The 26,227-nt window shown below is 62.6% G+C and carries 26 protein-coding genes; 11 read left to right on the top strand and 15 right to left on the bottom strand.

Annotation, left to right across the window (positions count from 1 at the left end):
• A partial coding sequence (locus AXW67_RS18125) for a beta strand repeat-containing protein (protein WP_430648722.1) occupies window positions 1–1,917 on the top strand: 1,917 nt, incomplete at its 5' end.
• 122 nt (window positions 1,918–2,039) lie between these two features.
• On the opposite strand, the gene AXW67_RS18120 is transcribed toward AXW67_RS18125, so the two are convergent.
• The 10 genes from AXW67_RS18120 to AXW67_RS18075 all read right to left on the bottom strand — a co-directional run bounded on the left by AXW67_RS18120 (window position 2,040) and on the right by AXW67_RS18075 (window position 11,346).
• Entirely contained in the window at window positions 2,040–2,654 is a 615-nt protein-coding gene (locus AXW67_RS18120) for a glutathione S-transferase (protein ID WP_063678963.1), read from the bottom strand.
• Window positions 2,651–4,378: an FAD-dependent oxidoreductase gene (locus AXW67_RS18115; RefSeq protein WP_063678962.1), complete on the bottom strand. Its 1,728-nt coding sequence runs from the start codon at window positions 4,376–4,378 to the stop codon at window positions 2,651–2,653. The genes AXW67_RS18120 and AXW67_RS18115 overlap by 4 nt, the downstream gene beginning before the upstream one ends.
• A 2-nt stretch (window positions 4,379–4,380) precedes the next feature.
• Entirely contained in the window at window positions 4,381–5,127 is a 747-nt protein-coding gene (locus AXW67_RS18110) for an SDR family NAD(P)-dependent oxidoreductase (RefSeq protein ID WP_063678961.1), read from the bottom strand.
• Window positions 5,124–5,960, bottom strand: coding sequence for an SDR family NAD(P)-dependent oxidoreductase (locus AXW67_RS18105; RefSeq protein WP_063678960.1), 837 nt, complete (start codon window positions 5,958–5,960; stop codon window positions 5,124–5,126). Before AXW67_RS18105 ends, AXW67_RS18110 begins: the two co-directional genes overlap by 4 nt.
• Window positions 5,961–5,962: 2 nt before the next feature.
• Window positions 5,963–6,676 carry an ABC transporter ATP-binding protein gene (locus tag AXW67_RS18100; RefSeq protein WP_145927695.1) on the bottom strand — a complete coding sequence of 238 codons (714 nt, stop codon included), beginning with the start codon at window positions 6,674–6,676 and terminating at the stop codon, window positions 5,963–5,965.
• Complete coding sequence (locus AXW67_RS18095; protein WP_063678959.1) at window positions 6,669–7,430, bottom strand: ABC transporter ATP-binding protein; 762 nt, start codon at window positions 7,428–7,430, stop codon at window positions 6,669–6,671. Before AXW67_RS18095 ends, AXW67_RS18100 begins: the two co-directional genes overlap by 8 nt.
• Entirely contained in the window at window positions 7,423–8,349 is a 927-nt protein-coding gene (locus AXW67_RS18090) for a branched-chain amino acid ABC transporter permease (RefSeq protein WP_063678958.1), read from the bottom strand. The genes AXW67_RS18095 and AXW67_RS18090 overlap by 8 nt, the downstream gene beginning before the upstream one ends.
• A 6-nt stretch (window positions 8,350–8,355) precedes the next feature.
• Window positions 8,356–9,258 carry a branched-chain amino acid ABC transporter permease gene (locus tag AXW67_RS18085; RefSeq protein ID WP_063678957.1) on the bottom strand — a complete coding sequence of 301 codons (903 nt, stop codon included), beginning with the start codon at window positions 9,256–9,258 and terminating at the stop codon, window positions 8,356–8,358.
• Between the two features lie 69 nt (window positions 9,259–9,327).
• On the bottom strand, window positions 9,328–10,548 hold the full coding sequence (locus AXW67_RS18080; protein WP_063678956.1) for an ABC transporter substrate-binding protein: 1,221 nt from the start codon (window positions 10,546–10,548) through the stop codon (window positions 9,328–9,330).
• A gap of 30 nt (window positions 10,549–10,578) precedes the next feature.
• Window positions 10,579–11,346, bottom strand: coding sequence for an SDR family NAD(P)-dependent oxidoreductase (locus AXW67_RS18075; protein ID WP_201723688.1), 768 nt, complete (start codon window positions 11,344–11,346; stop codon window positions 10,579–10,581).
• Between the two features lie 127 nt (window positions 11,347–11,473).
• Between AXW67_RS18075 and AXW67_RS18070 the strand changes: the two genes are divergently transcribed.
• The 8 genes from AXW67_RS18070 (at window position 11,474) to AXW67_RS18035 (ending at window position 19,732) form a co-directional block, all read left to right on the top strand.
• Window positions 11,474–12,163: a GntR family transcriptional regulator gene (locus AXW67_RS18070; RefSeq protein ID WP_027555314.1), complete on the top strand. Its 690-nt coding sequence runs from the start codon at window positions 11,474–11,476 to the stop codon at window positions 12,161–12,163.
• Window positions 12,164–12,663: 500 nt separating this feature from the next.
• On the top strand, window positions 12,664–13,617 hold the full coding sequence (locus tag AXW67_RS18065; RefSeq protein ID WP_063678955.1) for a LysR family transcriptional regulator: 954 nt from the start codon (window positions 12,664–12,666) through the stop codon (window positions 13,615–13,617).
• A gap of 188 nt (window positions 13,618–13,805) precedes the next feature.
• The gene (leuC, locus tag AXW67_RS18060) at window positions 13,806–15,215 is read left to right on the top strand and encodes a 3-isopropylmalate dehydratase large subunit (protein WP_063678964.1); all 1,410 of its coding nucleotides are present in this window, start codon (window positions 13,806–13,808) and stop codon (window positions 15,213–15,215) included.
• Complete coding sequence (leuD, locus tag AXW67_RS18055) at window positions 15,216–15,851, top strand: 3-isopropylmalate dehydratase small subunit (RefSeq protein WP_063678954.1); 636 nt, start codon at window positions 15,216–15,218, stop codon at window positions 15,849–15,851. It begins immediately after the preceding gene.
• Window positions 15,848–16,987 carry a 3-isopropylmalate dehydrogenase gene (leuB, locus tag AXW67_RS18050; RefSeq protein WP_027555310.1) on the top strand — a complete coding sequence of 380 codons (1,140 nt, stop codon included), beginning with the start codon at window positions 15,848–15,850 and terminating at the stop codon, window positions 16,985–16,987. Before leuD ends, leuB begins: the two co-directional genes overlap by 4 nt.
• Window positions 16,987–18,030, top strand: a complete 1,044-nt coding sequence (locus AXW67_RS18045) for an ABC transporter substrate-binding protein (RefSeq protein WP_063678953.1) — start codon at window positions 16,987–16,989, stop codon at window positions 18,028–18,030. The genes leuB and AXW67_RS18045 overlap by 1 nt, the downstream gene beginning before the upstream one ends.
• Window positions 18,027–18,860, top strand: a complete 834-nt coding sequence (locus tag AXW67_RS18040) for an ABC transporter ATP-binding protein (protein ID WP_245315613.1) — start codon at window positions 18,027–18,029, stop codon at window positions 18,858–18,860. Before AXW67_RS18045 ends, AXW67_RS18040 begins: the two co-directional genes overlap by 4 nt.
• Complete coding sequence (locus AXW67_RS18035) at window positions 18,857–19,732, top strand: ABC transporter permease (protein ID WP_063678952.1); 876 nt, start codon at window positions 18,857–18,859, stop codon at window positions 19,730–19,732. Before AXW67_RS18040 ends, AXW67_RS18035 begins: the two co-directional genes overlap by 4 nt.
• A gap of 298 nt (window positions 19,733–20,030) precedes the next feature.
• Here AXW67_RS18035 and AXW67_RS18030 read toward each other — a convergent pair whose 3' ends face one another.
• From AXW67_RS18030 to AXW67_RS18015, 4 genes are all read right to left on the bottom strand, one after another.
• Window positions 20,031–20,384: a RidA family protein gene (locus AXW67_RS18030; RefSeq protein WP_027555306.1), complete on the bottom strand. Its 354-nt coding sequence runs from the start codon at window positions 20,382–20,384 to the stop codon at window positions 20,031–20,033.
• Between the two features lie 418 nt (window positions 20,385–20,802).
• Entirely contained in the window at window positions 20,803–21,408 is a 606-nt protein-coding gene (locus tag AXW67_RS40625) for an enoyl-CoA hydratase/isomerase family protein (protein WP_161491270.1), read from the bottom strand.
• Window positions 21,323–22,225, bottom strand: coding sequence for a helix-turn-helix transcriptional regulator (locus tag AXW67_RS18020; RefSeq protein ID WP_063678950.1), 903 nt, complete (start codon window positions 22,223–22,225; stop codon window positions 21,323–21,325). The genes AXW67_RS40625 and AXW67_RS18020 overlap by 86 nt, the downstream gene beginning before the upstream one ends.
• Window positions 22,222–23,103: a helix-turn-helix domain-containing protein gene (locus AXW67_RS18015; protein WP_145927692.1), complete on the bottom strand. Its 882-nt coding sequence runs from the start codon at window positions 23,101–23,103 to the stop codon at window positions 22,222–22,224. Before AXW67_RS18015 ends, AXW67_RS18020 begins: the two co-directional genes overlap by 4 nt.
• 608 nt (window positions 23,104–23,711) lie before the next feature.
• Here AXW67_RS18015 and AXW67_RS43210 point away from each other — a divergent pair.
• Window positions 23,712–24,431 (top strand): helix-turn-helix domain-containing protein, encoded by a 720-nt coding sequence (locus AXW67_RS43210; protein WP_201723686.1) that lies wholly within the window; start codon window positions 23,712–23,714, stop codon window positions 24,429–24,431.
• A gap of 34 nt (window positions 24,432–24,465) precedes the next feature.
• On the opposite strand, the gene AXW67_RS43205 is transcribed toward AXW67_RS43210, so the two are convergent.
• Window positions 24,466–24,897: a hypothetical protein gene (locus AXW67_RS43205; RefSeq protein WP_201723685.1), complete on the bottom strand. Its 432-nt coding sequence runs from the start codon at window positions 24,895–24,897 to the stop codon at window positions 24,466–24,468.
• Between the two features lie 509 nt (window positions 24,898–25,406).
• On the opposite strand from AXW67_RS43205, the gene AXW67_RS18000 reads away from it, so the two are divergent.
• Window positions 25,407–26,227, top strand: an 821-nt coding sequence (locus AXW67_RS18000) for an AraC family transcriptional regulator (RefSeq protein WP_082907949.1), incomplete at its 3' end; no start/stop codon positions are given.

The raw sequence follows: 26,227 nt of genomic DNA, 5'->3' as shown, positions 1-26,227 counted from the left end.
TCCGGCATCAACGCCTACAATTACGGCGCCGGCAATGTGACGGTCACCACCGGTGCGATTTCATCGATCACGGGCGCGACCAGCGGCAACCAGGCCAATGGCATCAACGCCAACGCGCTTGATGGCGGCAATGTCAGTGTCACCAACGGCGGCTTCCTGACCGGGGGAACCGGCATCTTCTCGAGCACCAACCATGGTGGCTCCATCACCATCGAGAATGACGGCCAGATCACCGCCACCGCGAACTCCGGCATCAACGCCCAACAGGCAAGTGCCGGGGCGACCGGCTCGGTCACCATCATCAACACCGGGACGGTTGTCGGTGCGGCCAATAGATCCGCGATCAACGTCGCGGAGAACGCCACCGGCACGGTGACGATCACCAACTCCGGCACCATCGGATCAGCGACGACAGCGGGCTCGATGCCGGCCATCACCGAGACCGGCGGCTCTACCGTCACCATCAACAACAATGGGCAGATCGACGGCAACGTCTATACCAACTCGACCGGCGGCTTCACAGGCACGTTCAACAACAACGCCGGCGCGACCTGGTTCACCGGCTTCCTCGATGACGAGGGGACTATCACTGCGTCGGGTGCGAGTTCGGCGATTGCCAGTACCTCGATCGGTATGGCAGTGGGCAACACTGCCACCGGCAATATGACGATCGCTGCCGGTGCTGCGCTGACATCCACGCTCCTCAACATCGCTGTTGCGGCGGGCAGCCACGGAACAGTCACCATCACCGGTGCTGGCACGACGGCCAATTTCACCTCCGGCACAAACCAGGATATCAGCGTCGGTGTGGATGGCACCGCCTCGCTAACGATCGCCGACCATGCGGTGGTGAACGCCACTCACATGGGGGTCGGCGTCCACTTCGATGCGGGCGTCACCGATACGCTCGACATCAATGCCGCGAGCCTGACCACCTACAACCTGACGATCGGTGACGCCGGCGCGGCCATCGCCAGCGTTGAGAACGGCGGCACTCTCACGTCGAACTTCATCGAGCTCGCCAACCAGGCCGGCAGCACGGGATCGCTGACCGTGGATGGCGCGGGTTCGGTCGTCACCACGCAGGGCTTGGGCCTGGGGTCTTCTTCGAGCTCGGCGACCCTGACCGTCACGCATGGTGGCGCGATCGACATCGGGCCCGGCGCCACCACCGTCGCCGGTGCCGTCCATGTCGGCAGCTCCGCGTCGCTGAGCGGTGCCGGCACCATCAACGCCAATCTCGTCGATGACGGCAACGTCACGGTGACCGCCGGCACGCTTCACATCAACGGCGCGGTCACTGGCACCGGCAGCGTCGTCGTCGACACCGGTGCTCAGCTCGAGTTCGGCTCGACTGTCGCATCGACCACCAACCTGACCTTCCAGGGCTCGACCGGGTCTGTCATCATCGACCATGGTGCCGGCTTTGCCGGCTTGATCAACGGGTTCACCGGCGATGGCACCTTGGCAGGTTCGGATCAGATTGATGTGAAGGACATCAACTACAATTCCGGATCGTTCACGGAGTCGTTCGACGCCGCCAGCAATACGCTAACACTCAGTGACGGGGCGAGCACCGCGACGCTTCACTTCAACGGCACCTATGTCGCGCAGAACTTCAGCTTCACCACCGACGGCGGCACCGGCGTGATCGTCTACGATCCGCCTGTCACGCCGAACACTAGCACGCCTGGAAGCGACGGATTTCAGTTTGCCAATGTCGAGCATACGAGCATCGCAGGCATCCAGTGGCAGGATCTGTTGCATTTCCATGGTGATCCGTCTGGGGCTGGGAGCAGCCCTCACGCGCCCGGGGCAGGTGCTGGAATGGGAGAGGCCCATGTAGAGCACGATCTAGCTCACATCGCGACCACCCCGAATGCAGACGTGAATTGGAACCACTATCATCTCGTTTGACGTGATCAGCTGAAAAAACCATGAGCCAATCTGCGCACGGGCTTCGCAGCAGGGCAGGCGCCGACGGCGTTGAGGTTGAAGTTCACGGCCGAGGATCCGACGGTGACCATGTAACCGCTGGCTCAGCCGACCGGGTGGCGCGTTGCCTGCATCGACGGCCGCGCCTCGAAGCCAGCGAACCATGCGGCGCATTGCGGATGGCGCGACCGCCAGCCGAAATCGGGAAAGCGCAGGTCGAGATAGCCGAAAGCGCAGGCGAAGCTGATTGTGCCGATATCGACGCGCTCGCCGAACGCAGGAGCAGCCTTCTCGATCGCGGCAATGGAGGTTTCGACCTTGTCCAGCTGACCGTCGAGCCAGGGCTGCCAGAGCTTTTCGGGAGGACGCACCGCGAGCTCGTAGCGCGAGAGAAGTGCGGCGGCAAGAATGCCGTCGGCGGTGCTCTGATCGGCCAAGGCACGCCAGCGCTGCGCCGGCACCTTCGGAAACAATTTTTCGCCGCTGGCAAGATCGTCGAGATATTCGCAGATGACGCGGCTGTCGGCGAGAGCCGTCCCGTCATCGAGCAAGATGGTCGGTACCTGGCCAAGCGGGTTGTGCGCGATGATGGTCTGATCGCGATTGATCGGATGAGCCGCGCTCGGAAGCTGCTCGATCCGGCCGGCAAGGCCAAGCTCGTGCGCTGCGACCAGCACTTTGCGGACGTACGGTGAAAACGGCGAATAGTAGATCTTCACGGTTGCGCCTCATCTTGTGTTGCGTTGGCGAGTTCAAGTCCGGCGATGTAGCCGAAGGTCAGGGCCGGGCCGAGTGTGATCCCGGCACCCGGATAGGCGCCGGCCATGATCGAGTTCATGTCATTGCCGGAGGCGAACAGCCCTGGAATGGGACGGCGCTCGTCGTCCAGCACGCGGGCCTTTGCGTCGGTCTTCAGACCGGCAGCCGTCCCGATGTCGCCGGGGAAGACCCGCACGGCGTAGAACGGCGGTGTCTCGATCGGTCCGAGGCAAGGGTTGGGCTGGTGCGCGGGATCGCCGAGATAGCGGTTATAGGCCGTGCTGCCTTTGCCGAACGCAGGATCGTGACCGCTGGCGGCAGCCTGGTTCATCTGGGCAACGCTTGCGGCAAGGTTGACCGCATCGACGCCGAGCTTGCGCGCCAGCTCGGCGACCGTGTTGGCGGCAACGAGGTAGCCGCTGTCGAGAAAGCGCGACAGGGAACGAGCGGCCGGCCGCACCAGGCCGAGACCATAATTGCGCAGAAAACTGGCATCGCAGACCAGATAAGCCGGGATCGTCGGCTCGCTCTCATGAGCGCGATGCATGGCCTCGACGAACTCATGGTACGAGATCGCCTCATTGACGAAGCGTCGACCGGCGTGGTTGACGGCGATCACCCCGGGCTTCTGGCGGTCAAGGATCAGATGGGGGAAGCGGATATCGCGGCCGTCGCGGTCGCGCATGACCGAGACCGGGGTCCAGAACGCGTTGCCGACATTGTCGGTCTCGATCGATGCGCCGGCCTCGCGTGCGAGCTTGAGGCCGTCGCCAGTGTTGCCGATCGGAGCCATCGAATAGTGCTGGTCGGCATGCGGCAGCATGTCGGCTTGCATGGCGGCGTTTGCGGGGAAGCCACCGGTTGCAAGCACAACGCCTCGTCGCGCGCCGATGCGGGAGATGAGTCCGTCGCGCTCGACCTCGAGCCCGACGACGCGTGGCCCGTCCAGCAGCAGCTTGGCCGCCGCCGTTCGCGTGCGCAGGGGGATCTTCCGATCGAGCGCGGATTTCAAAAGGCGGCCAGCGAGCGCGTTGCCCATGAGCAGTCTCGTGCCACGCGGATAGCGCAGGCGATCCAGCCCGTAGCGGAGCAGCAGCTTGGTGGAGTCGCGAAAATTGGCCCAGGAGGAGCGGATGCCGAGCAGGCTGTCGATGTCCTTGCGTCCGACCATCATGCCGCCGAACACCAGGAACTCGGCGATCGGATTCCGGAGCAGGTTGAAATTCTCACCAAGCTCCCGGCCGTCGAACGGCGCCGGATCGATGGTGCGGCCGCCGGTCGATGCTCCCTCCAGATTCGACTGGTAGTCGGGTGAGACGGCGCGCGGGACGAAGCGCAGGGCGGTGTTGCTCTCCATGAAGCTGACCATGCGCGGGCCAGCATCGAGGAACGCGTCGATCATGTCGCGGCGCATGCGATTGCCAAGGATGGCTTGGAGATAGGCGAGCACGGCCTCGCGGCTGTCCTCGACCCCGACCTCGCGGCTGTGCGGGTTCATGGGAATCCAGACCGCTCCGCCGGACACAGCAGTGCTGCCGCCAATGCTGTCGGTCTTTTCGATGACGAGAACATCGAGGCCATGGTGTGCCGCGGTGAGGGCGGCCGCCATTCCGCCGGCGCCGGAGCCGACGACCACGACGTCGTGCTCTTCATCGAAATGCTGTGAGGCCTGAGCTGCTGACATGTCTAGATTCCCAGGCCTCCGCCAAGCGATTTGCCGCCGTCGACCAGCAGGACCTGGCCGGTGATGAAATCCATGCCGGGCGAGGCCAGGAAGGAGACGGCGTTCGCGATATCCTGCGGCCGCCCGGCCTTTCCGGTCGGCTGGAGCGCGAGCTGCGCTGCCAGGCGTTCGGGCGTAAGCGCTGCCAGAAGCGGCGTATCGATCAGTCCGGGCGCGACCGCGTTGACAAGAATGCCGCGTGGGGCGAGCTCCATCGCGCTTGCGCGCGTCAAGCCGACGACGGCTGCCTTCGAGGCCACATAGTGGGCATGGTTGCGCGCGCCGAGAAAGGCGCGGGAGGCGATGTTGACGATCTTGGCCCCGGGCTGCATGCGCGCGGCAGCCGCCTGGGACAGGTTGAAGAGGGCGACAAGGTTGATCTCGTACATGCGGCGGAAATCCTCCGCCGTGAGATCGAAGAATCCGCGCTCGTCGAAGATGCCGGCATTGTTGACGAGGGCCGACAGCGGCCGTTCCTTGGCGATAAGCGCCGCGATCGCATCCTGTTGACGCAGATCGATTGCTGCTGCGCGCGATGTCACACTGGCCGTGGATATCTCGGCGGCGCAGGCCTCGGCCGCCGGTCGATCGAGATCGACGACCAGAACTTCGAAACCATCCCGGGCGAGCCGTGCGGCGATCGCCTTGCCGATGCCGCGCGCGCCGCCGGTCACGAGCGCAAGCGGCGGCTGGGCTGAGGGATCTGTCATGGTTTCTTCTCCATGTTTTTTGGATTGGCGCCGGCGCGGGCGAAATCAGCTCCGTGGCGATGGGTCAGGAAACCGGCGGTGAGTCCGCCGTCGACCTCGAGCACGGCGCCGTTGATGTAGGAGGCCTCGTCACTGAGCAGGAAGGCGATGGCCGAGGCGATCTCCGCCGGCTGCGCCAGCCGGCCAAGCGGCGTGCGATCCAGCATGACGTCATCGAGAAAGGCAGGTGGAATGCCGTCGCGGATCATCGGCGTATCGACACCGTTCGGCGCTACCGCATTCACGCGCACGCCGCGATGGCCCCATTCCACGGCCAGCGTCTTGGTGAGGCCGACCAGTCCCCATTTCGAGGCGGCGTAGTTCGCCCGGCCGGGCTGGCCACCCTTGGCGGTGATGGAGGCGATAGTGACGATCGCGCCGCGGCCTTGCGCGAGCAGGACTTCGCCGACGGCGCGGCAGGTGTAGAAGACGCCCTTCAGATTGATATCGAGCACGTCGGAGAACGTCTTGTCGTCCATGGTCTCCGCGGCTGCCGTGCGTGCGATACCCGCGCAAGGAATGGCGCCGTCGAGCCGGCCGAGATGTTGCACCGCATCCGCGACAAAGCTGTTGGTCGCGGATGCGTCGCGGGTGTCGAGATTTTTGACGATCACCCGCGCGCCCAGGGCCTGCAGCGAGGCCTGCAACGCCGACAGGCCCGCCGTGTCGAGATCCGCCGCCGCGACGTCCGCACCCTCGCTGGCGAGCTGGCGGGCGACGGCTTCACCAATCCCGCGTGCCGCGCCGGTCACGAGAAAGGCTCTGCCGGCGAAGCGTCCTGATCGAGCGGTCATGATCAGCTTCCCAGATAAGTGCGCTTGATCGCTTCATTCTGGCGCAACTCATCGGAGGCGCCTTCGAGCACGATCTCGCCGTTTTCGAGGATGTAGGCATATTGCGAGGCGGCCAGCGCCACCGCCGCGTTCTGTTCGACCAGAAGGATGCTGAGCCCGTCGGCGTGCAGCCGGGCGATGATGTCGAAGATCTTCTGCACCAGCACCGGCGAGAGGCCGAGCGACGGCTCGTCGAGCAGGAGCAGCCGCGGCCGCGCCATCAGGGCGCGGGCGATCAGCAACATCTGTTGCTCGCCGCCGGACAGCGTGCCGGCCTTCTGCTTCAGCCGGTCGCGCAGGACCGGGAAGTAGCCGAAGACGCGGTCGAGGTCGCTGCGGACGCCCGCAGGATCGCTGCGGCCATAAGCGCCCATGTCGAGGTTCTCGCGCACGCTCATGTCGCGGAAGACCTCGCGGCCTTCGGGCACCTGGGAGATGCCGGCCTTGACCACGTGATGGGACTGCAGCCGGTTGAGCGGCTGGCCTTCGAAGCGGATCGAGCCGGCCGTCAGCGGCACCAGCCGCGAGATGGTATTGAGGGTCGTGGTTTTGCCGGCCCCGTTGCCGCCGAGCAACGCGACGATCGAGCCTGCGCTCACCTTGAGGCTGACATTGCTCAGGGCCTGGATGCGTCCGTAAGCGGCCGAAATGCCCTCGACGTCGAGCAGGTCAGGCATGGGCGGCCTCCTTGCCGAGATAGGCTTCGATCACCGCCGGATCGTTGCGCACCTGCTGGGGCGTTCCCTCGGCGATCTTGGTGCCGAAGTTGAGCACCGTGACGCGATCCGAGATCGACATCACGAGCTGCATGACGTGCTCGACGATCAGCACCGTGAGTCCATCTGTCCTGACGAGGTCGGTGAGCAGGCGGTCGAGGGTTGCGATCTCACGGTTGCGCAGGCCTGCGGCAGGCTCGTCGAGCAGCAGCAGACGCGGGCGGATCGCCAGCGCGCGCGCCAGCTCCAGCAATTTCTGATGGCCGAAGTCGAGATTCCTCGCCTTGTGCTTGCGGTAGGGGGCTAGGCCGGTGCGTTCGATCACTTCGTCGATATGGTGCATCACGGCCGGCGGCTTTGCCTGGAGCCAGGCCCGCAGCGAGCCGCCGCAATGAACGTGCGCGCCAATCATGATGTTTTCCAGAACGGTCAGCTCATTGAACAATTCGAGGTTCTGAAAGGAGCGGGCAATGCCGCAGCCGGCCATTTCGGACGCAGGAGAACGGGTGATGTCCGTGCCGTCGAACACGATCCGGCCGGAGTTCGGCTGATAGAAGCGGGAAATGCAGTTGAACGTCGTCGACTTCCCGGCGCCGTTCGGGCCGATCAGCGCGTGGATCGTGCCCTGCGTGACTTCGAGGCTGAAATCGTTGACCGCGACAAGTCCGCCGAACCGGACCGTGACGTTTTCGACCTGGAGGAGAGGATTACGCACGGGCGAACCTCTTCAAATTGTCGCCGATGAACGCGAACAGGCCGCGCGGGGCAAACATCATGAAGATGATGAGGATCAGTCCGTAGATGATCTCCTGGTAGGAGGGTGCCTGGCGCAGCAGCTCCGAGATCAGTCCGAAGACGATCGCCCCACCGATCGCCCCGGAGATGGAGCCGAGCCCGCCGACGACCACCATCGTCAGCACCAGGATGGTGGTCTGGAAGCCTAGGCTGTCGGGATGAATGTAGGTCGAATAGATCGCAAACATCGCGCCGGCCACGCCCGCAAAGAAGGCAGACAGCGCGAAGGCCACGAGCTTGGTGGTGCGGACCGGCACGCCCATCGCAAGGGCGGCGACCTCGGATTCGCGCACCGCCCTGAAGGCCCGTCCGAGCCGTGACCGGGCGATCAGGACAGTCGCCCAGATCATCAACAGCGTGATGGCGAGCACGACCGGATAGGCCTGCCTGTCGCTGACGATCTCGAGGCCAAACAGGGTTGCCGGCGGAATCCGCAAGCCGTTCGGTCCGCCGGTCACCGATGTCCAGCTCAGGAAGACCCATTGCATGGCCTCGCCGAACGCGAATGTGGCGAGCGCCAGATAGATGTCGCGCATGCGCAGCGCGAGCGTTCCGATGCACAGCCCGACCAGTGCGGCAACGAGACCGGATGCGAGGACCGACAGCGGAAACGGCCAGCCGAAGGCGGTGTTGGCGAGACCGCTGGTGTAGATGCCAATGCCAAAGAACGCCGCCTGCGCCAGCGAGAACTGGCCGGCCTCGCCGATAACGATGTGCATGCCTAGGCAGAGCACCGTGAAGGTCAGCAGCAGATTGGCGAGGTAGACGACATAGCCCGTGGAGACCAGCGGGAGCACGATCAAGCCCGCCAGCGCCGCGAGAAGGCCAAGGATGCGCATAGCGGCTCAGACCTTCTTGATCACGACGCGGCCGCCGAACAGGCCTTGGGGACGCAAGATCAACACCAGCATGATGGCGAGGAACGGGGCGAGCGTGATGGCACGCGACGATACGAACAGCCCGACCAGCTGCTCGACGATGCCGATGATGAAGCCGCCGACCACGGCGCCGGGCAGGCTGGCGAAGCCGCCGACGATTGCGGCTGCGAAGCCGAGCGTGACGACAGAGCCCATGTCCGCCGTCATCAGCAGCTTTGGTGAAATCAAGAGCGCCGCGATCGCCGAGATCGCACCCGACAGTCCCCAGATAGTCGTATGGATGCGATTGAGATTGACCCCGACGAGCTGCGCCGCCTTGGGATTCATGCCGACCGAGCGCATTGCGCGGCCGAGCTTGGTGTAGCCGAACATCCAGAAGAAGGCTGCCATGACAATCACAGCGGTACCCAGGATCGCGAGATCGAGTCGGGTCACGCTCGCCTGTCCGATCATGATTGAATCGGTCGAGACCAGCGCCGGAAACGAGCGCGGCGTGTCGCCAAAGCCGGTTTGGCGTACGAGGCCCTTCAGCACGTAGGAGAGGCCGAGCGTCGCGATCACGAGGTTGACCGGGCTGCCGCTCGCATGCGCAACTTGGGTGAGGACGACGCGGCGGAACAGCGCCGCCCCGGCGAAGGCGACGACGATGGTCATGGGGATCGCCGCCCAGACCGGCATCGCGCGGAACACGAACAGATAGAGCGCCACGTAGCCCGCCGCCATCAGCATCTCGCCTTGCGCGAAGTTCGGCACCTCCGACGTCCTGAAGATGATGACGATCGCAAGCGCGAGCAGCGCGTAGACGCTGCCGACGACGAGGCCGGAGGCGACGCCCTGTTGCAGGAAGAGGAGGGCGAGTTGCAGATCCATCGGTGAGCCGCTCGGGAGCTGGGTTTGCGACATTGGAGGCCGCGCGCCTGGCGCGCGGCCTCAGGGGGTTCAGCCTTTGAACTGCCAGCGGCTGGTATAGACGCCGGGCTGCAGCACCTGGTTGGTGCCGTCGAACTTGATGAAGATGGTCGACTTGTTGGCGGCGCGCTCCTGCGGACCGAACACCACAGGCCCGGCCATGACGCCGCTGTCGAAGTGCTGCTTCTTCAGAGCCTCGAGCACCTTCTCGCGCGTCGGCTGCGGACCTGCGTCCTTCAGCGCGTTGACGATGCTCATCGCCGAGGGGATGCCGTACGGCATGTAGGCCTGGGGGTGGTCCGGCTTGGCGGCAAGATCCGGATAGGCCTCCTTGTACATGTCGTAGACCCATTTGATCTTCGGTCCGCCGGGCAGGTCGGCCAGCACGTCCTGCACGTAGAAGTTCTTCAGCGCATCCTTGCTGCCGACATTCTCCGCGAGCTGCGACAGGTTGGCGGTTCCGGCGACGGACAGGATGATCGGCTTGTTGAAGCCGAGCTCGTAGGCCTTCTTGATCAGTAGGGCGGCGGGACGTGCGTAGGTGACGATCGCAAGCGCGTCTGGATTGACGGCGCGGAGCTTGAAGAACGGCGCGGTGACGTCGGTGATGGTCGGGCTGATCGATTCAACCTGCAGATCGACCTTGTGTGCTTCGGCGTCGGCTTTCGATCCTTCCAGGTTCCACACACCATAGGCATCGTCGTGGTTGATGTAGGCGATCTTCTTGGCGCCAAGGGTCTTTGCTGCGAAGTCAACGATCGCGCCGCCAACCGCATATTGCGAGATCGAGAAGGCTCCGAAGATGTAGTCGGTCGGCGGATAGAGCGCGCCGTCACCGGAGGCGTTCAACATGATCAGCGGAATCTTGGAGCGGACGACGTAGTCCTTCGCGGCGACGACCGCAGCCGAGCACGATCCGCCATTGAGCAGGAACACCTGGTCCCGCTCGACGAGCTTCTTCACTGCGGCGACGAGATCGTTGGCATTGCAGCGGTCATCTTCGAGGACGACCTCGATCTTGCGGCCGTTGATGCCGCCTTCCTTGTTGATCTTGTCGTAGTACATGCGCGCCGCATTGGCGACGTCGAAGCCGTAAGCCATGTTCGGTCCCGACAGGGGCGCGAACATGCCGATCTTGATCGTCTTGTCGGTGAGGCCTGGCTCCTGCGCGAAGCCGGCCACCGGCAGGCTCATGACGGCAAAACATGCGGCAGCCAGCGCGCTCAGCCGGCCGGGTGCTCTCTTCGACATTCTTGTTTCCTCCCCTTTTTATTGAACTCGTTATTGCATCCGGTAGCCGCCGTTGACGTCGATGGTGACGCCGGTGATGTAGGAGGCGCCCGGCGACACCAGGAAACGCACGGCGGCCGCGACATCATCGGGCGTGCCGAGCCGTCCCAGCGGAATCTGCGCCGAAGCCTTGTCGTCGTCAGCGGGATCGAGCGACAGACGCAGCATCGGCGCGTCGATCAACCCGGGCGCCACCGAGTTCACGGTGACGCTGCGCGGCGCAAGCTCGCGCGCCATGGCCTTGGTCAGACCCAGCACGGCGGATTTGCTGGCGATGTAGGACGCACTGGACCTGTAGCCGCCGAGCTGCGCCGCGACGGACGACAGCGTGACGATACGGCCGCCGGAGACCGAGGCGGGCAGGCGATTGGCGAATTCCCTGCAACAGAGAAACGTCCCGGTCGCGTTGATGTCCTGCGTCGTCTGCCATTCGGCGAGGTCCGTCTCTGCGACGAGGTTGCGCGAGCCGTCCGGGCGCAGCATCAGAATGCCGGCCCCGGTTACCATCACGGCGAGTTCGCCCAAAGCATGCTGGGCACGATCGAACGCTGATTTGACCTGCGCCTCGTTCGATACGTCTGCGACGATGGAGATGTGGCCGGTGCCGGCGAGCTGCTGCAGCAGGCCGTCGAGTGCGTCCTGGCTGCGATCGAGGGCCGCGACCCGCAGGCCGTCTTCGGCTAGCGCCCTGCAAATGGCCACACCAATCCCGCCGCTTGCCCCTGTCACGAGGGCGGCGCGCCGCTCCTTCCCGTTCACGCGTTTGCACTCCCTGATCTCTTTATTGGATACAATCCAAGGACAAGCACGCAGCAATGTCAACTATATTGCATTGTGTCAGGCAATATTTTATCCAATCATGATGTGGAGATGTGGATGAGCCCCCGTGACCAGCGCATCGGATGTCACTGAACTGCTGCGTGAGCGCATTCTGTCGGGCGATGTACCGTCAGGGTCGCGGCTGCAGCAGATTCCGCTGTCGGAAGCGCTCGGCGTCTCGCGCACGCCATTGCGCGAGGCGCTGGCGCAACTCGCGAAGGAAGGTCTGCTGATCTACGAGCCGAACCGCGGCTACGCGGTGAGGGCGTTTTCGACGGCCGAAATCAGCGCGGCCTTCGAGGTCCGCGCGCGGCTCGAGGCGCTGGCCTGCGGCATCGTTGCGCGGCAGGGCGCCTCGGTGGAGGTGCTCGATCGCTTACGCGAATGCGTTGCCGAAGGCGATCGCATTCTGTCGAAGGGCGTTCTCGATCCCGATGACCTGATCCCGTATCGCCGGATGAACGTTGATTTCCACGAGACTATCATCCAGACCTGCCAGAACCCGTTCGTCAGCAGCTTCGTCCGACAATGTCACAACGTTCCCATGGCGTCGGATCGGGTGTTCATCTGGGAGGACTACAAGGTCATCGCGCGTTCCCACGACGATCACCACCGGATCCTCGATGCGATAGCCAAGCGTGAGGCCCAGCGCGCTGAGGGCCTGATGTCGGAGCACATCCACTTCGCGCTTCTCGTGTTGCGCAGGAAACTGGATGAAGATGGCCGGGCGGCGCAATTGCGGGACGGCCGAGAGTAACCATCGAACCTGCGCCTTCTTCCGTGTGTCGGCGGCTCGGTGACGGTTGCCCGGCCCCCATCTTGCGCAGCCCACCGAAGGTGATCTTCACCGGGCGAGCGTCGGCGCAGATAGGGCGATACGTCTGATTGGCCAGGCACCCCGCCATGACCGGCGCGATCGCGCCTGCGAATGTGGCCATCCTTTCGGAGAGGCCGGCTGGCAAGACGCTCGGGGGAGGGCGGGGCACTCTTACGCACGGAAAATGCACCTAAGCCCGTTGTCGACCTTCGTAACCCGTTGAAATCACGGAAAATGCGACCCCGCTCCAAGCGCACCATAAGCCCACCTTTGGCCTCTCCTCACTCGCCCGGTGATTTTGGTCGGACCTCGCTCAGGACCTCGTTCCAGATCGATTTAATCAGTCTCTGCTGCAGACTATCGGCAGGGCCGTCGGTAGCCGGATGCGATCTGAAAAGGCTAAAATGGCCATTGTGACGGCTCGCTCGAGGATCTGACGGATGACGGCTAAAATCGATCTCGTGACGCTGCAATTGTTCGTGGCGATCGTCGAGGAGCAGAGTATCGCGAAGGCGGCGGAGAAGAAGAATATCGCCGCGTCCGCGGTCAGCCGCCGCATCTCGGATATCGAGGACCGTTTCCAGGTCGAGTTGCTGCATCGTCATTCGAAAGGGATCGAGCCGACACCTGCCGGTTTTGCCCTGCTCGAGCACGCCCGCATCATCCTGGGAAACCTTAGCAGGCTCGAGACCGAATTGACGGGATACAGGCAGGGCAAGCGCGGGTTGATCCGGGTCTGCGCCAACAAGTCCGCGATCCTCGAATTCTTGGCGGACGAGCTCAGCCTGTTCTTGGAACGGCATCCGTTGGTCCGCATCGACATCGAGGAAGATCTCAGCCCCGCGATCGTGCGAGCGGTGGTGGAGAACCGAGCCGACATCGGTATTTTTGGCGGCAACATCGACGGACAGGATCTCGAGCTGCTGTCCTATCGCAGCGACAGCCTCGCCGCGTTGGTTACGCGCGACCATCCGCTGGCCGGCCGCGGCAAAGTTCGCTTCCGCGAACTGGTCGATTTCGACTTCGTCAGCCTTGAGAAGGGCAGTTCGATCGAGACGCTGTGTGTCGCTGCAGCTGCGGCTCTTGGGCAACATCTTAAGGTGCGCGTCCGCGTCAGCAGTTTCGATGCGCTGTTTCGCGTCATCGATGCCAGGATGGGGGTCGGCGTCGTGCCGCTGGAGATCGTTCAGGGCCGCTATGGCGTCGACAGCCTCGTCACCGTCCCGCTCGATGAGTCGTGGGCGCAGCGCGAACTCCTTATGGGCGTGCGTGATTACAAGTCGCTACCACCGGTCACGAAGTTATTGGTGGACCACCTGCGGACCCATGATGATGCGAGTCTCACCGCAGATGGCGTTTCCGACCGGCTGACGGTCGTGCCGGGCAGAGGCTAGCATCGCCCCCGCAGAGGCCAGCCATCGCCGGTCGCGATGGCCCGCTGCCCATCCGTCACTTGCACATTTCCGGGGCGGACTTCTATCCTGCCTCCCAAGATCGCTGTCTGTCGGCATGATCGGCAGCAATGCGTCCCCTGCGGTGGACGCGGACGGCACATCAGATGCCGAACATGGGAGGACGGATCGTGGACACGTGTGGTCGCACGTTGCTGGCCAAAATCTGGGACCAGCATGTCATCGCCCAGATCAGCGATGATACCGATCTTCTTCATGTGGACCGCCATTTGCTGCATGACCTCGGCGGCTCCCGCGGCCTGATTGATCTCAAAAGCCGCAATATCCCGGTCCATAATCCCGAACTGACCTTCGCCACGCCAGATCATGCGATTTCAACGGCGTTCGGGCGTGTTGGCACGATCAAGACCGGGCAGGAGCTGCTCTCGGCGTTGCGGACCGAGACATCTGCCAGTGGCATCCAGTTGTTCGACATCGACCAGCCGGGGCAGGGCATCGTCCATGTCATCGGGCCTGAGCTCGGTCTCAGCCTGCCCGGCTGCCTGATCGTCTGCGGTGACAGCCATACCTGCACTCATGGTGGCCTGGGTGCTCTGGCCTTCGGCATCGGATCCAGCGAGCTCACGCACGTACTGGCGACCCAGACAATCATCCAGCGCCGGCCTAAAACCATGCGCGTCACGTTCGACGGCCGGCTGCCATTTGGTGTGACGGCGAAGGATCTCATCCTCGCGTTGATCGGCCATGTCGGGGCTGCCGGCGGCACCGGTTATGCGGTCGAATACGGCGGCAGTGCGATCAGGGACATGCCGATCGAAGGACGGCTCACCATCTGCAATCTGTCGGTCGAGCTCGGCGCCAAGATGGGTCTGATCGCGCCGGATGAAGCGACGTTCGCGTATATCCGCGGCCGTCCCTATGCGCCGCAAGGCGAGACGTGGGACCGGGCCGTCACGGCGTGGCGGACGCTTCAGAGCGACAGCGACGCCGAGTTCGATCGCGAGGTCTCGATCGATGTCGGAACGATCATCCCCCAGATCACCTGGGGCACCAGTCCGGAACATGTCCTTGGTGTAGATGGCCGCATCCCGGATCCGGCAGACATTGCCGATCCGGCGCGGCGCGGCGCGATCGAGATCGCACTCGACTACATGGGCCTTAAGCCGGGCGCGCCGATCGCCGGCACGCCGGTGGATTGGGTCTTCATAGGCTCCTGCACCAACAGCCGCCTCAGCGATCTGCGCGCCGCGGCCGAGGTCGCGCGTGGCCGAAAGGTCGCGCCGGGCGTGCGGGCCTGGGTCGTGCCGGGCTCGGAGACCGTCAAGCGCGATGCGGTCGCCGAGGGGCTTGACAAGATCTTTACCGAGGCTGGCTTCGAATGGCGCGAGCCCGGATGCTCGATGTGCCTAGCCGCAAACGGCGAAACCGTGCCGCCCGGCCAGCGCTCGGTGTCAACGTCGAACCGGAATTTCATCGGCCGGCAAGGGCCGCGTGCCCGCACTCATCTGGCGAGCCCGGCCATGGCCGCCGCGGCGGCGGTTTCCGGTGCCATCGCTGACGTTCGAACGATGGAGCGCTAGATGGCGCAACCCTTCACCAAGCTGACCGCGATTGCCGCGCCGATCATGCGCACGAATGTCGATACGGATGTGATCATCAGCATCAACCGCATGATCGGAAATTCCGTCCGGGGCAGTCTTGGAAAATGGGCGTTCGGATCGCTCCGCTATTTGCCTGATGGTTCGGACAATCCCGAGTTCATCCTGAATCGCGAGCCTTATCGCGCGGCGGAAATCCTGGTGACCGGACCGAATTTCGGCTGCGGCTCGTCGCGCGAAGCGGCGGTGTGGTCGCTGCAGGAGATGGGTATCCGCGCCATCATCGGCTCCGGCTTCGGCGACATCTTTTTCGCCAACTGTTTCCAGAACGGCATCCTGCCTGTGGTGCTGGACAAAGCCACCATCGACAGCCTTGCAGCGGAGATCGAAGCGAGCCAGGGCGCGGGGCGCCTCACTGTCGATCTGCAGGAGCAGACGGTTACCTCGCCATCGGGGGCAAGGCACAGCTTCGAGATTGATCCGCGCCGGCGTGCGGGTTTGCTCGAAGGGCTCGACGAGATTTCGCTGACGCTGCGGCGGGAGCACGAGATCCGCGCCTTCCAGGCATCCGACCGCGGTGCGCGGCCGTGGATTCACTTTGCAGGACAATCGGCATGAACACGCTCTCGAACATGATCAAGGTGGCTGTGGTCGGTGGTGAAGGCATCGGTCCGGAGGTAACCGACCAGTCCCACCGCATTCTCAAATGGTTTTCGGCCCGGCGCGGCGTTCCGGTGGCTCTGCGCGAAGCGCAGTACGGCCTCATTCCCTATCTGGCGACGGGCAAGGTGCTGCCGGATGACACCGTCGAGGCGATGGAGGAGGCCGACGCGATTCTCTGGGGTGCGACGGGCGGCCCGGAAACCACGGAGGTTCCTCCGGCAGCGCGCAAGGCGGGAAGCCTCCTGTCACTGCGCAGCAAATACGACCTCTATGCGAATCTCCGGCCCATCGTCGCCAATCCGGCGCTGGCGGACTCCGCGCCGCTCAAGACCGAGGTGCTGAAAGACGTCGACTTCATCATCATCCGCGAGCTCACCAGCGGCATCTATTTCGGCGAGCCGCGCGGCATCGAAATGCTGCCCGACGGCCAGCGCCGCGGCTTCAACACCCAGCAATACACCACCAACCAGATCCGCCGGGTGGCGCGAACCGCATTTGAACTGGCGCGAACGCGCAAGGGCCGGGTCTGCTCGGTCGACAAGGCCAATGTGCTGGAGACCAGCTTGCTATGGCGCGAGGAGGTCGCGGCGCTGCATGCAGCGGAATTCTCCGATGTGGAGCTGACGCACCTCTATGTCGATAACGCCGCCATGCAGATTGTGCGGGCGCCCTCGCAGTTCGATGTCATGGTAACCTGCAATATCTTCGGAGACATTCTCTCCGATTGCGCGGCGATGGCGTCGGGCTCGCTCGGCATGCTGCCGTCGGTCTCGCTGGGGCCGCCCGATCGGCTGGGACGCCGCAAGGCGCTCTATGAGCCGGTCCACGGCAGCGCTCCTGATATTGCGGGCAAGGGAATCGCCAATCCGCTTGGCTCGATTCTCAGCGTCGCGATGATGTTGCGCATCACCCTCAATCGGCCCGATGATGCTACGCTGCTGGAGAAGGCCGTCGATACGGCCCTGGCGGCCGGCGCAAGAACGGCCGATATCGCCGAACCCGGCGCAAAAAGACTTTCGACCCAGGAGATGGGCGATGCGGTGTTGAACGCACTGGACAAAGTGGCCGGCAAGGAGAGGGAGCACGCGTGATGAGAACTCGGATCACCAGACGGGCCGCGCTGACCATTGTCGCCGGCGCCTCCATGGCGGCGGGGCGGGCGTGGGCAGATACCCCGTCGGGCCGCGTGATCTATCCGGTGGCTATTCCGATCTATCAATCGCAATTCGTCGCCGACCGGGCGGGGTTCTTCAAGGACGCCGGCCTCGATTGCAAACTGATCCAGGGTGGCAGCGGCGTGAAGACGCGCGAGATCATCGCCTCGTCCCAGGGTGACATCGGCATCGGCGACATCACCCACCCGATGCAGCTCAGCAATCATGGCCGCAGCGCGCGCGTCCTGATGCCGGTCGACACCCGCAGCAACGCCGCGATTTTCATCATCCGCAAGGATCTCTTCGATCAGGGCATCACCACACTGGAGGCGCTGACGAAGTGGAAGCGGCCGGATGGACGAAAGCCGATCGTCTCGGTCTCGTCGCTGGGAGGCACCAACCACGTATGGGCGTCCTACTACATGGAAACCATGGGACTGGACGACAAGGTGACCTGGATCGGCACCGGCAATGTCGACACCATGATGGGCACGCTGAAAACGAAACAGGTCGATGTTCTCATCAACTCACCTTCGATCCTGAAGGACTCGGTCGAGCAGGGCTGGGGCGCGCTGTTGTTCGATGGGACAGATGAGGCGGTCTGGACCAAGTATATCGGCGGCAAGGTCCCGGTGACGTCTCATTTCACCCTGCAGTCGACGATCGACAAAGACCCGCAGAAGATGCAGGCGTTCGTTACGGCGCTGTGGCGCGCAACCCAGTGGATCAAGGGGCATTCTCCCGAAGAGATCTATGATGCGATCGAGCCCTATGTCGGGAGCACGTCGCGCGACGCGAATATTCTCGACATCGGGGTCATGAAGAAGGTCACCGACTACGAAGGCATCATCGATGCCGCGAGCTTCGCGCGCGGCGAGAAGGTCTGGTTCCGTGAAATGACCGGTATCAAGCCGCTGGCAATGGCCGACGTCGTCAGTAGCAGCTTCATCGAAGCGGCACGCAAGGCCTATCCAGCTTGACGGTGCAGGCCATGCACGCGTCGCAGTTCGTTGCGTCGCCCGTGACGCGGCGGATCGACGTGCGCGGATTGTGCAAGACCTTCCAGCTGGCGGGTACGGCCATCGAGGCGGTGCGCGACGTTTCCTTCAGTGTCCGGCGCGGCGAATTCGTCGCCTTGCTGGGCCCGTCCGGTTCGGGCAAGAGCACCGTCCTCAACATGATCGCGACACTGGTCAAGCCGACCAGCGGTCAGATCCTGATTGACGGGACGCCGGTTGTCCCTGGGCAAGCGACGCCGAATGTCGGCTATGTGTTCCAGCGCGACACCCTGTTTCCCTGGCGTACCGTTGCCGACAACATCGGTTACGGCTTGCAACTGGCGGGTGTTCCGGTGGCGGAGAGAAAGGAACGTATCGATGCTTGCTTGATGCAAGCCGGGTTGCAGGATTTTGGTAATGCCTATCCCTCGGCCTTGTCGGGCGGCATGCGTCAGCGGGCAGCTTTGATGCGAACGCTGGTGGTTGAACCGCAGGTTCTGCTGATGGACGAGCCGTTCGGCGCGCTCGACACCCATACCAAGATCGACATGCACGATGTGTTGCTTCGCATCTGGGAACGCGAGCAGCAGACCGTGCTGTTCGTGACCCATGATCTCGGCGAGGCCCTGACGCTGGCAGATCGTATCATTCTATTTTCCGCGCGGCCCGGCCGGATCAAGGAGAGCTTCGAGGTGGATTTTGCCCGACCGCGCAACGCCGTGAAGATCAGGGAGACGCCGCGTTATGCCGAACTGTTTCAGTTGATCTGGCACTCGCTCGGCGAAGAATTCATCAAGGGTCGCAGCCCATGAGACGAGCGCGCCGCCCCGGCAGAACTTTGGCATGGCAGGTGCTGATTTGCCTTTGCATCTTGTCGATCTGGCAGTGGGGGTACGATCTGCACGACCGCCTTCCCTGGCTGGTGCCGGACCTGCTCGATCCCTACTTCATATCCAAGCCATCGGACATCTTTGAGCATTTCCTGATCCTGAGCTGTCTCAAGTCGAAGCTCGGCGTGTTCAACGGCTGGTTCAATGGCGAATTCGGCCGCTGCATGGCGCGATCCGAGAATAATCTCTGGATTGCGACCGCTGTCACGCTGAAGAACACGTTCTTTGGTTTCGTCACCGGCGTCAGCAGCGGCTTTGCCGCGGGCCTCCTGCTGGGCCGCTCGGATCGGCTGAGCGCCATTTTCCAGCCGTTCATCACGGCGGTGAATTCGATCCCGCGCATCGCGCTGGCGCCGATCATCGTGCTTGCTTTCGGCATCGGCGATACCTCGAAAATTGTAACGTCGTGGATCGTGGTCGTCTTTCTCGTGTTCTTCAATACGTTCGAAGGAGCCCGCTCGATCGACGAAGGCTTTGTCAATGCGGCGCGGCTGCTCGGCGCGAGCGAGTGGCAGATTACCCGCACGGTAGTTGTCCCCTCGACCATGGCTTGGGTCTTCGCCTCGCTAACACCTGCGATCTCTTTTGCCCTGATAGGGGTGATCGTCGGCGAGTTTATCGGTGCGGAAAGAGGAATCGGGCGCCTGATCATCGAGTCGGAGGCGCGAGCGGAGGCATCTGGAATGATGGTCGCCGTCATCGTTCTGATGCTGGTGGGCGTTGCGCTATCCGCATTGATCTGGCGATTGCAGGCCTATCTGCTGCGCTGGCAGCAGCACAATCTGGCGGAGTAGCCGGAGAAGCCTGGGCGCTGGCCGTTCGCTGCGTTTCGCGCGTCAATAAAAGCCGGGCCGGCGCTAAGGCAGTTTTTCAAAAGTGCTTTGTCTGTGCGATCGCGAGCCAGATCCGGAAGACACGAAGTGTGATCTCTGCGGTTACTTACGCGCGGAGTATTCTTCCTTGGCTTCGCATGCCTGCACCCGTGCGGTAGTCCGGCTGTTGAGGTCGAAATATGTCCAGCGCAGGCTTGATGCCGCGGATCCGAAGCGGAGATCGAACCAGGTCGGCCTGTATCCGAGCATACTTTCAGGCTTAAGTTCGGCGAGCTGCGATCGCAGTCATCTCGAGTTTGACGCCGGGACCGAGGTCGGCCACTCCGATTGCCGCGCGCGCCGGGAGCGTATCCTCCGTAAAGAATGCTTTCCAGGCGGCGTTGAAGGCGGCCTTCTCGCTGAGCTTGGTCAGGAAGATCGTGACCTGCAGGACATGGGACCGGTCAGATCCTTGAGCCTCAAGCAAACGCGACAATTGGCCGAGTACATCGCTTGCTTGGCCGGCCATATCAAGGCTCGTGTCCTCAGGGACGATCCCGCCGATGTAAAGCACGCCATTGTGCTCGACAACTTCGTGGAGGAGTCCCTCATAAGGTAAAACGCGGTTGATCATGAAACTCCCGGCAGAACGGACGCACCTTGCGTCGCTTGTCGCACGACTGCTCAACCCCGAAGGCTTGCCGACCAGCCGTCCACTTCCTGATCGGCTCATTGCACTCCGAAGTGTATATTACTTCATCTAACATGCAAACTCGGCTTGTTTGGCGTGCGGAATGAGTATAACCGACAGCCAATTCCTAACCCCGATTGCCGACTAGATCTCTGATATTCGCTGTGTGACTCGTGTGCTGATAATCCGAGGTGCGATTTCTGCTTCCAATTCATGCCTATGTCGGTTGCGTGGAGCGATGCGGGTTACGGAAGCCAAAACCGGCGTCGGGGATTCGGACGTTCCCCATGTACAACCGACGCTCTACCGGTAGGGCTCCGGCAAAGACTCCTCAGGCAGGCCAGCGCGCGCTGCCACCAACCTAGCGGCCCGTAAAGCGGGCCGGGCGCTTCTCTTGAAACGATGTAAAGCCCTCTCGATAATCCGCGCTCTGGTTGAGCTGCGGCTGAACCATCAGCTCGTAGTCAAGGAAGTCTTCAAAGCTCGGACCGAGGGCATAGTCAAAGAGCTTCTTCGCCATCGCAAGTGCAAACGTCGGTTGCTCCGCGAGCTCGGCGGCGAACTTCATCGCTTCCGCGTCGAGCGAGTCCGCGGGCACGACGCGTGACACGAGTTGGAGGCGCTCGGCCTCTTCCGCGCCGACGAAGCGGGTCGTAAATACAAGCTCCTTGGCCCGCTGCATTCCGACCAGACGGGAAAGCAGCCATGCCGCCCCGCCGTCGGGTGCAAGACCGCGGCGCAGGCAGATCGCGGAAAATCTGGCATTGTCTGCGGCAATAACAAGATCGCAAGCCAACGCCAGGCTCCAGCCAATGCCGACTGCCGGTCCACGGACGGCGGCGGTAGCAGTCCGGTCGATAATCGCTGTTGCAGGGTCTCTCTTAAAGGGAATCCCGATACACTTTAGGCGTGCACCCGACCAATTGCAGGAAGACTCTGTTGAAGTGGCTCTGGTCCGAAAACCCACAAGCCAGAGCTGCCTCGCTGAGGGATACCACTTTATCTCTTAGCAGCCTCTGCGCCACGTCCACCCGCCTCATCAGTAGCCATCTCCGCGGCGTCACCCCCGTCGAGCGCACGAATGACTTCGAGAAGGAGGCGGTAGGCAGGTGACAGGCCTTGGCGATCTCAGCGATGGTGATACGACCGTCAAGGCTCGCATCAAGCAAATCTTGGGCTCTCCTAAGTTGCCAAGGCGCGAGGACGCCTGCCGGCTTTCGCGCCGCTATCGGAGTGGGACCGTAGGCCCCCGCGACGTAAGCCATGATAGAAACCGCAGTTTGATCCAACCCAAGCGTATCGACCTCATTCGGGCGCTCGAGCATCGGGATCAGAAACTTCGCAAGCATCGGTATCACGGGATCATCCACGCTATGCCCGAGACGGGTCGATAGCGAGCGAGGTGCAGCTAACCCGTCTTCCTCCGCAATTCTTGCGATCGATTGCTTCGGGATACAGAGGTGGAGACTGTCGAGAGGACTTTCGATGTATGCCTGCGTGTCGCATTCGAGATCGTAGAACTCGAGGGCCCCCTTGCGATGGACCGGGTTCTTGATCTCTTTTCCATCGAGCCATAGCGCTGATTTCGGACAATCACGCAGTTGCCAGACGACGACAAAAGTCTCCTCCGGCGGTATCGGATCGGTCATCCCGAGGCCTTCCGTGTCGCGCGATATGCGCACCGCCGAGAAGCTGCCGACGTTCTCGATGCTGCGTAGCGCGAGGGTCGGGCTTTCGAGCCGGAAATGCTTCGGCGCGTCGATAAGGTAGGATTGGGACGTCATGACACCCAGGTCTCTTCCGAGCCGACAGATACGACCGAGCTGTCCCGTCGATGCATTCGGCGCCACTCCGCCGGCGTGGCTCCCGTCATGCTACGGAAGACTCGGGTGAGATGACTTTGGCTGGCGAAACCCACGGCAACCGCCACGTCGGCAAGCACCACTCCATCCAGCATGAGCGATTTCGCCTTGTCGATGCGTAGCTTGAGCTGCCATCTGTAAGGAGGGAGTCCGGTGGATGCCTTAAATGCACGTACGAAGCTGCTCTCAGAGAGCCCTACGTGCTGTGCAAGCTCGGACATTTTTACGTCTGCGGATAAGTTTCCGATCAGGAAATCCTGAGCCTTGCGCAACCGCTCGCGAGAGAGTCCGCCGACTGCGAGGGCGGACCCAAGTTCCGCAAAACGACCAATCATCGCCAAGGCGATTGCCGATAGAAACCTTTTTCCATGGGTTCCTGCTTCGATCGCCTGCGCCAGGCGAGCGGAGCACTGAAGGATCGCCGGATCCTGGGTCATCCAGATAGTGCCGGATTTCTCAAGGTTTGATCTGACGAGAGATGGCGTCGAAGAATGATCGAACTCGATCATGAGGCGGCGATGCAGCGCGATCGGTTCGGACCACTCCCAGGCTGAAACGCCGGCCGGCACCAGGCTCGCGTGGGCGCCTCCATGTGCAACCTTTGATGGACGACGAGACGATCCGATCTGGGTTCGCCCCCCAATCTCCTCCAGGGAGACGTACAGAATGGTGCGCTCGCTCGTTAGCTCGACGACCCTCTCTTTTTCGCCGCGCCGCGAGGTTAGGCTGGCGGTCATCCCGTCGGATGAACATTCGAGTGTCCCACCGGGGTAGGTGGGATGACGGGCCTCGACCGGCATATGAGATTTTCCACGAAACTGCCTGTCGCGGCACCCTAGGGCATTCTGCCGCCGAATAATACTATACCGGCGTTTAATGGACTGGCGACGGTTCATTGGCCTGCAGCTCAGCACTTACCTTGGGTGAGAGATCCGCAAGGGGGCCGGCTGCGGTGCTCCGGAAGGCCGCTTCCAGGCGCGCCTGTAGGCGTGGCCGTGACAAAATCCGTCCAAAGCCATCGAATTCTTTCAATACGCTGGCAAATTCGAGCGCCAAAGTTGGGTCGTCTTGACGCCTGATGGCTTCAGGACCGTCGGACCGAAATGCTGACGATCAGGACGTCGAGAGCGCCGATGCTCTTCACTATCCCCCCGGTAACGCATTGTTCGCCTGGAGAATTGTGTCGCTCATGACCGCCCCGCATGACCCGTTCCAGGCGCCATCGGCTCTGCGGAATCACGCAGACTTCCCCGTGTGGAAGCGTCCGTTCGTCCCGAGGCGGGAAGGCACGACGGTGAAAAGCCTCCATTCCCGATCCTGGAACGGGCTCACCGCCAGCGTGACCGAACTCGCCTGCACCAGGTCATACTGCGCAGAGCTGTGTTACGATTGTGCCCGGCTGTCGATCATGCTCGACCTTGACGGCAACCTTCCGGAATTGCGTAGCGAGAAGCGTCGGCGCGGCCCGGATCCCGCAAATACCATTCACAACATGAACTTTGCGCCCGCCAGGATGGAAACGTGGGCAATCTGGAACGAAACGCGCTACATGCGCCACATCTCCTTCACGTTCGCAGATGACGCTCTCAAACAGTTGGCGGACGAGGAAGTGAGTCCGTCCGCGTTTGCTCCGCGTCTGTTGTTCTACGATCCCGCCCTTTTCCATATCGCAAAACTCTTCGAGGCCGAGGTCAGTCGGGAAGGAGACTCTCCGCGGCTGTACGGGGACAGTTTGTCCCTGGCGCTGCTCCTGCGCCTCTCGGCCGCCGGCGACGCGTACCGAACGCCGGCCCGGGGCGGGCTGCCGCCCCGGCGCCTGCGGATGGTCACCGACTATCTGAGAGAACATCTTGCCGACAACGTCGGTTTGCTCGAACTCGCGAACATCGCTCAGCTATCGCGGTCACATTTCTGCCGGGCTTTCCGAATGTCCACCGGTCTGTCGCCTCACCAATGGCTGATCAGCGCGCGCATAGAGAAGGCGAAGGAGCTGCTGGTGTCAGATAAGCTACCGATCGCGGAAATAGCGTTCCTCACGGGATTCGCCGACCAGGCGCATCTGAGCAGGCATTTCAGCCGGATAGTCGGTTCTAGCCCCGGTGCGTGGCGCCGCCAAGCAGCCTCTTAGTCCAGATCGTTCGAGGCTACGCCCAGGAGCAAAATCAGCGGAAGAGGGCCGAAAGGAAAATCCGGGCCATGAGTTCGTCCCGCTTGCTGACAACTCGGCTGCGCGGCACCCGCTCGCAAATCACGCGAGCTCCGGCTTCCACGAGGCATTTCTCGATCTGGAGCGCGGTGTCGTCTGCTGATCCTGCGCCCTTTGGCGTGGCCAGCAGCACGTCCATCCCACCAAGGTTTGTAGCCGGCGGACGCATAGCGCGAGTCGGGTTGATGATGATGGCAGCGCTTATCGCATCTGCAAGGCAAGCGATCAATGCAAGCGCAGCGTCCGCTCCCTCGACGTGACCGACCACGACCATCGGCACCAATGTGAGTTCGTGCGTATGCATTGCATTGTGAATAGACAGAGCGAGACCATCTGCAAAATCTCTCGATAGGGTTTCGCCGTTGCCGGTGGAGCGCGGGGTCGACACTGCCAGAATTCCCGAGCCGGTGCTGGCGGATCTGCAGAAATCTAGGAAGCCAGAGGGACTGGCCGCCCGACCTGGGATAGCCAGCAACAAAGGCGCACTTTCGTCGCTGCCAGGATGAAACCTGCAGATTGTTTCCAATCGCTCCAAAGACACCCCTCTCGCGCAATTCGATGTCGTCTGGTGCCGACGGTCGCCTCCGTCCGGCACAAATGGCCACATCCACTGTGGGGTATTTGGTCGTGGCTGTATCGTGGAAATTGCGAAAGACAGCCAGAACGTGAGCCGTTCGTTCAAAATACGTTTCGTTCGGCCGCGACCGCCTGACGCACCGGCGGTATCACTTGGCTCAATGAGTATACGCCCTCGTCCGAGGCAGCCGCGGCGGAGGTGCCAATGTGCTTCCGACAGCAAGCATACGCCCGGCTTGCTCACGAAGATCCATCTCCTGTCGCTCGGCGCGGGCGCTGCTTGCACTTGTCGCGTGCCGATCAACCGTTGCCGGATGATTCATGACCGAACATGCTGAATCGTCTGTTGAGTGCGGTTTCTTTGGCAAACGGCTAAGTGACTACTTCGGTGTAGAGGCAAGCACACTCGCCCAAATCAGGCGCCATGGAAAACTGTATCTCGCGGTACCGAGACTGACCTTGGCTAACTCGGAGCGAACAGTCAGCTCTCAGCTATCGTCCGAGCCCGCGTTCAGTATCCTTCATCAGCCCGCCGATGGAACCGTGATCGTTACGGATCTGCGCGAGAACGCAAAATGTGAACTAAAAGGTCCATTGGATCTGCTTCAATATTATGTCCCGCGTCGCGCGCTGGATGACTTTGCTCGCGAGCATGACGCCAAGCCTGTTGAAACGCTCAGATGGAGCCGAGATCGGCGCGACCCCTGCCTATCCACGATCTCGAGCCTTCTGCTGAGTGCAATCGAGGAAGATCGGACGACGAACCAGCTTTTCGTGGACCAGATCGGGCTGAGCTTGCTTGCCCATTTCGCGCAGACCTATGGAGGTCTACGCACGTACGATGGCGCCCTGGAAGGCGGGTTGGCGCCTTGGCAGGAGCGCCGCGCCAAGGAGATCATGCGTGCGCGGCTCGCGAGTCGCCTCACGATAGCCGATGTTGCGGCAGAGTGCAGGCTGACGCCGAGCCACTTCGCTCGTTCGTTCAGGCGCAGCGCGGGCATCGCCCCGCACGAGTATCTCTCCCGCCTTCGGATGGATGAGGCCAAACGTTTGTTGACGACAACCAAGCTTCCCCTGGCGGATATTGCCCTGATCTGCGGATTTGGCGACCAGAGCTATTTCACGAGAGTGTTCTCCCGGAG

It is taken from the genome of Bradyrhizobium neotropicale (assembly GCF_001641695.1).
GTDB classification, from domain to species: domain Bacteria; phylum Pseudomonadota; class Alphaproteobacteria; order Rhizobiales; family Xanthobacteraceae; genus Bradyrhizobium; species Bradyrhizobium neotropicale.
Note: the sequence above shows the minus strand (reverse complement) of the source record. Positions and strands in the feature narration are given on the sequence as shown.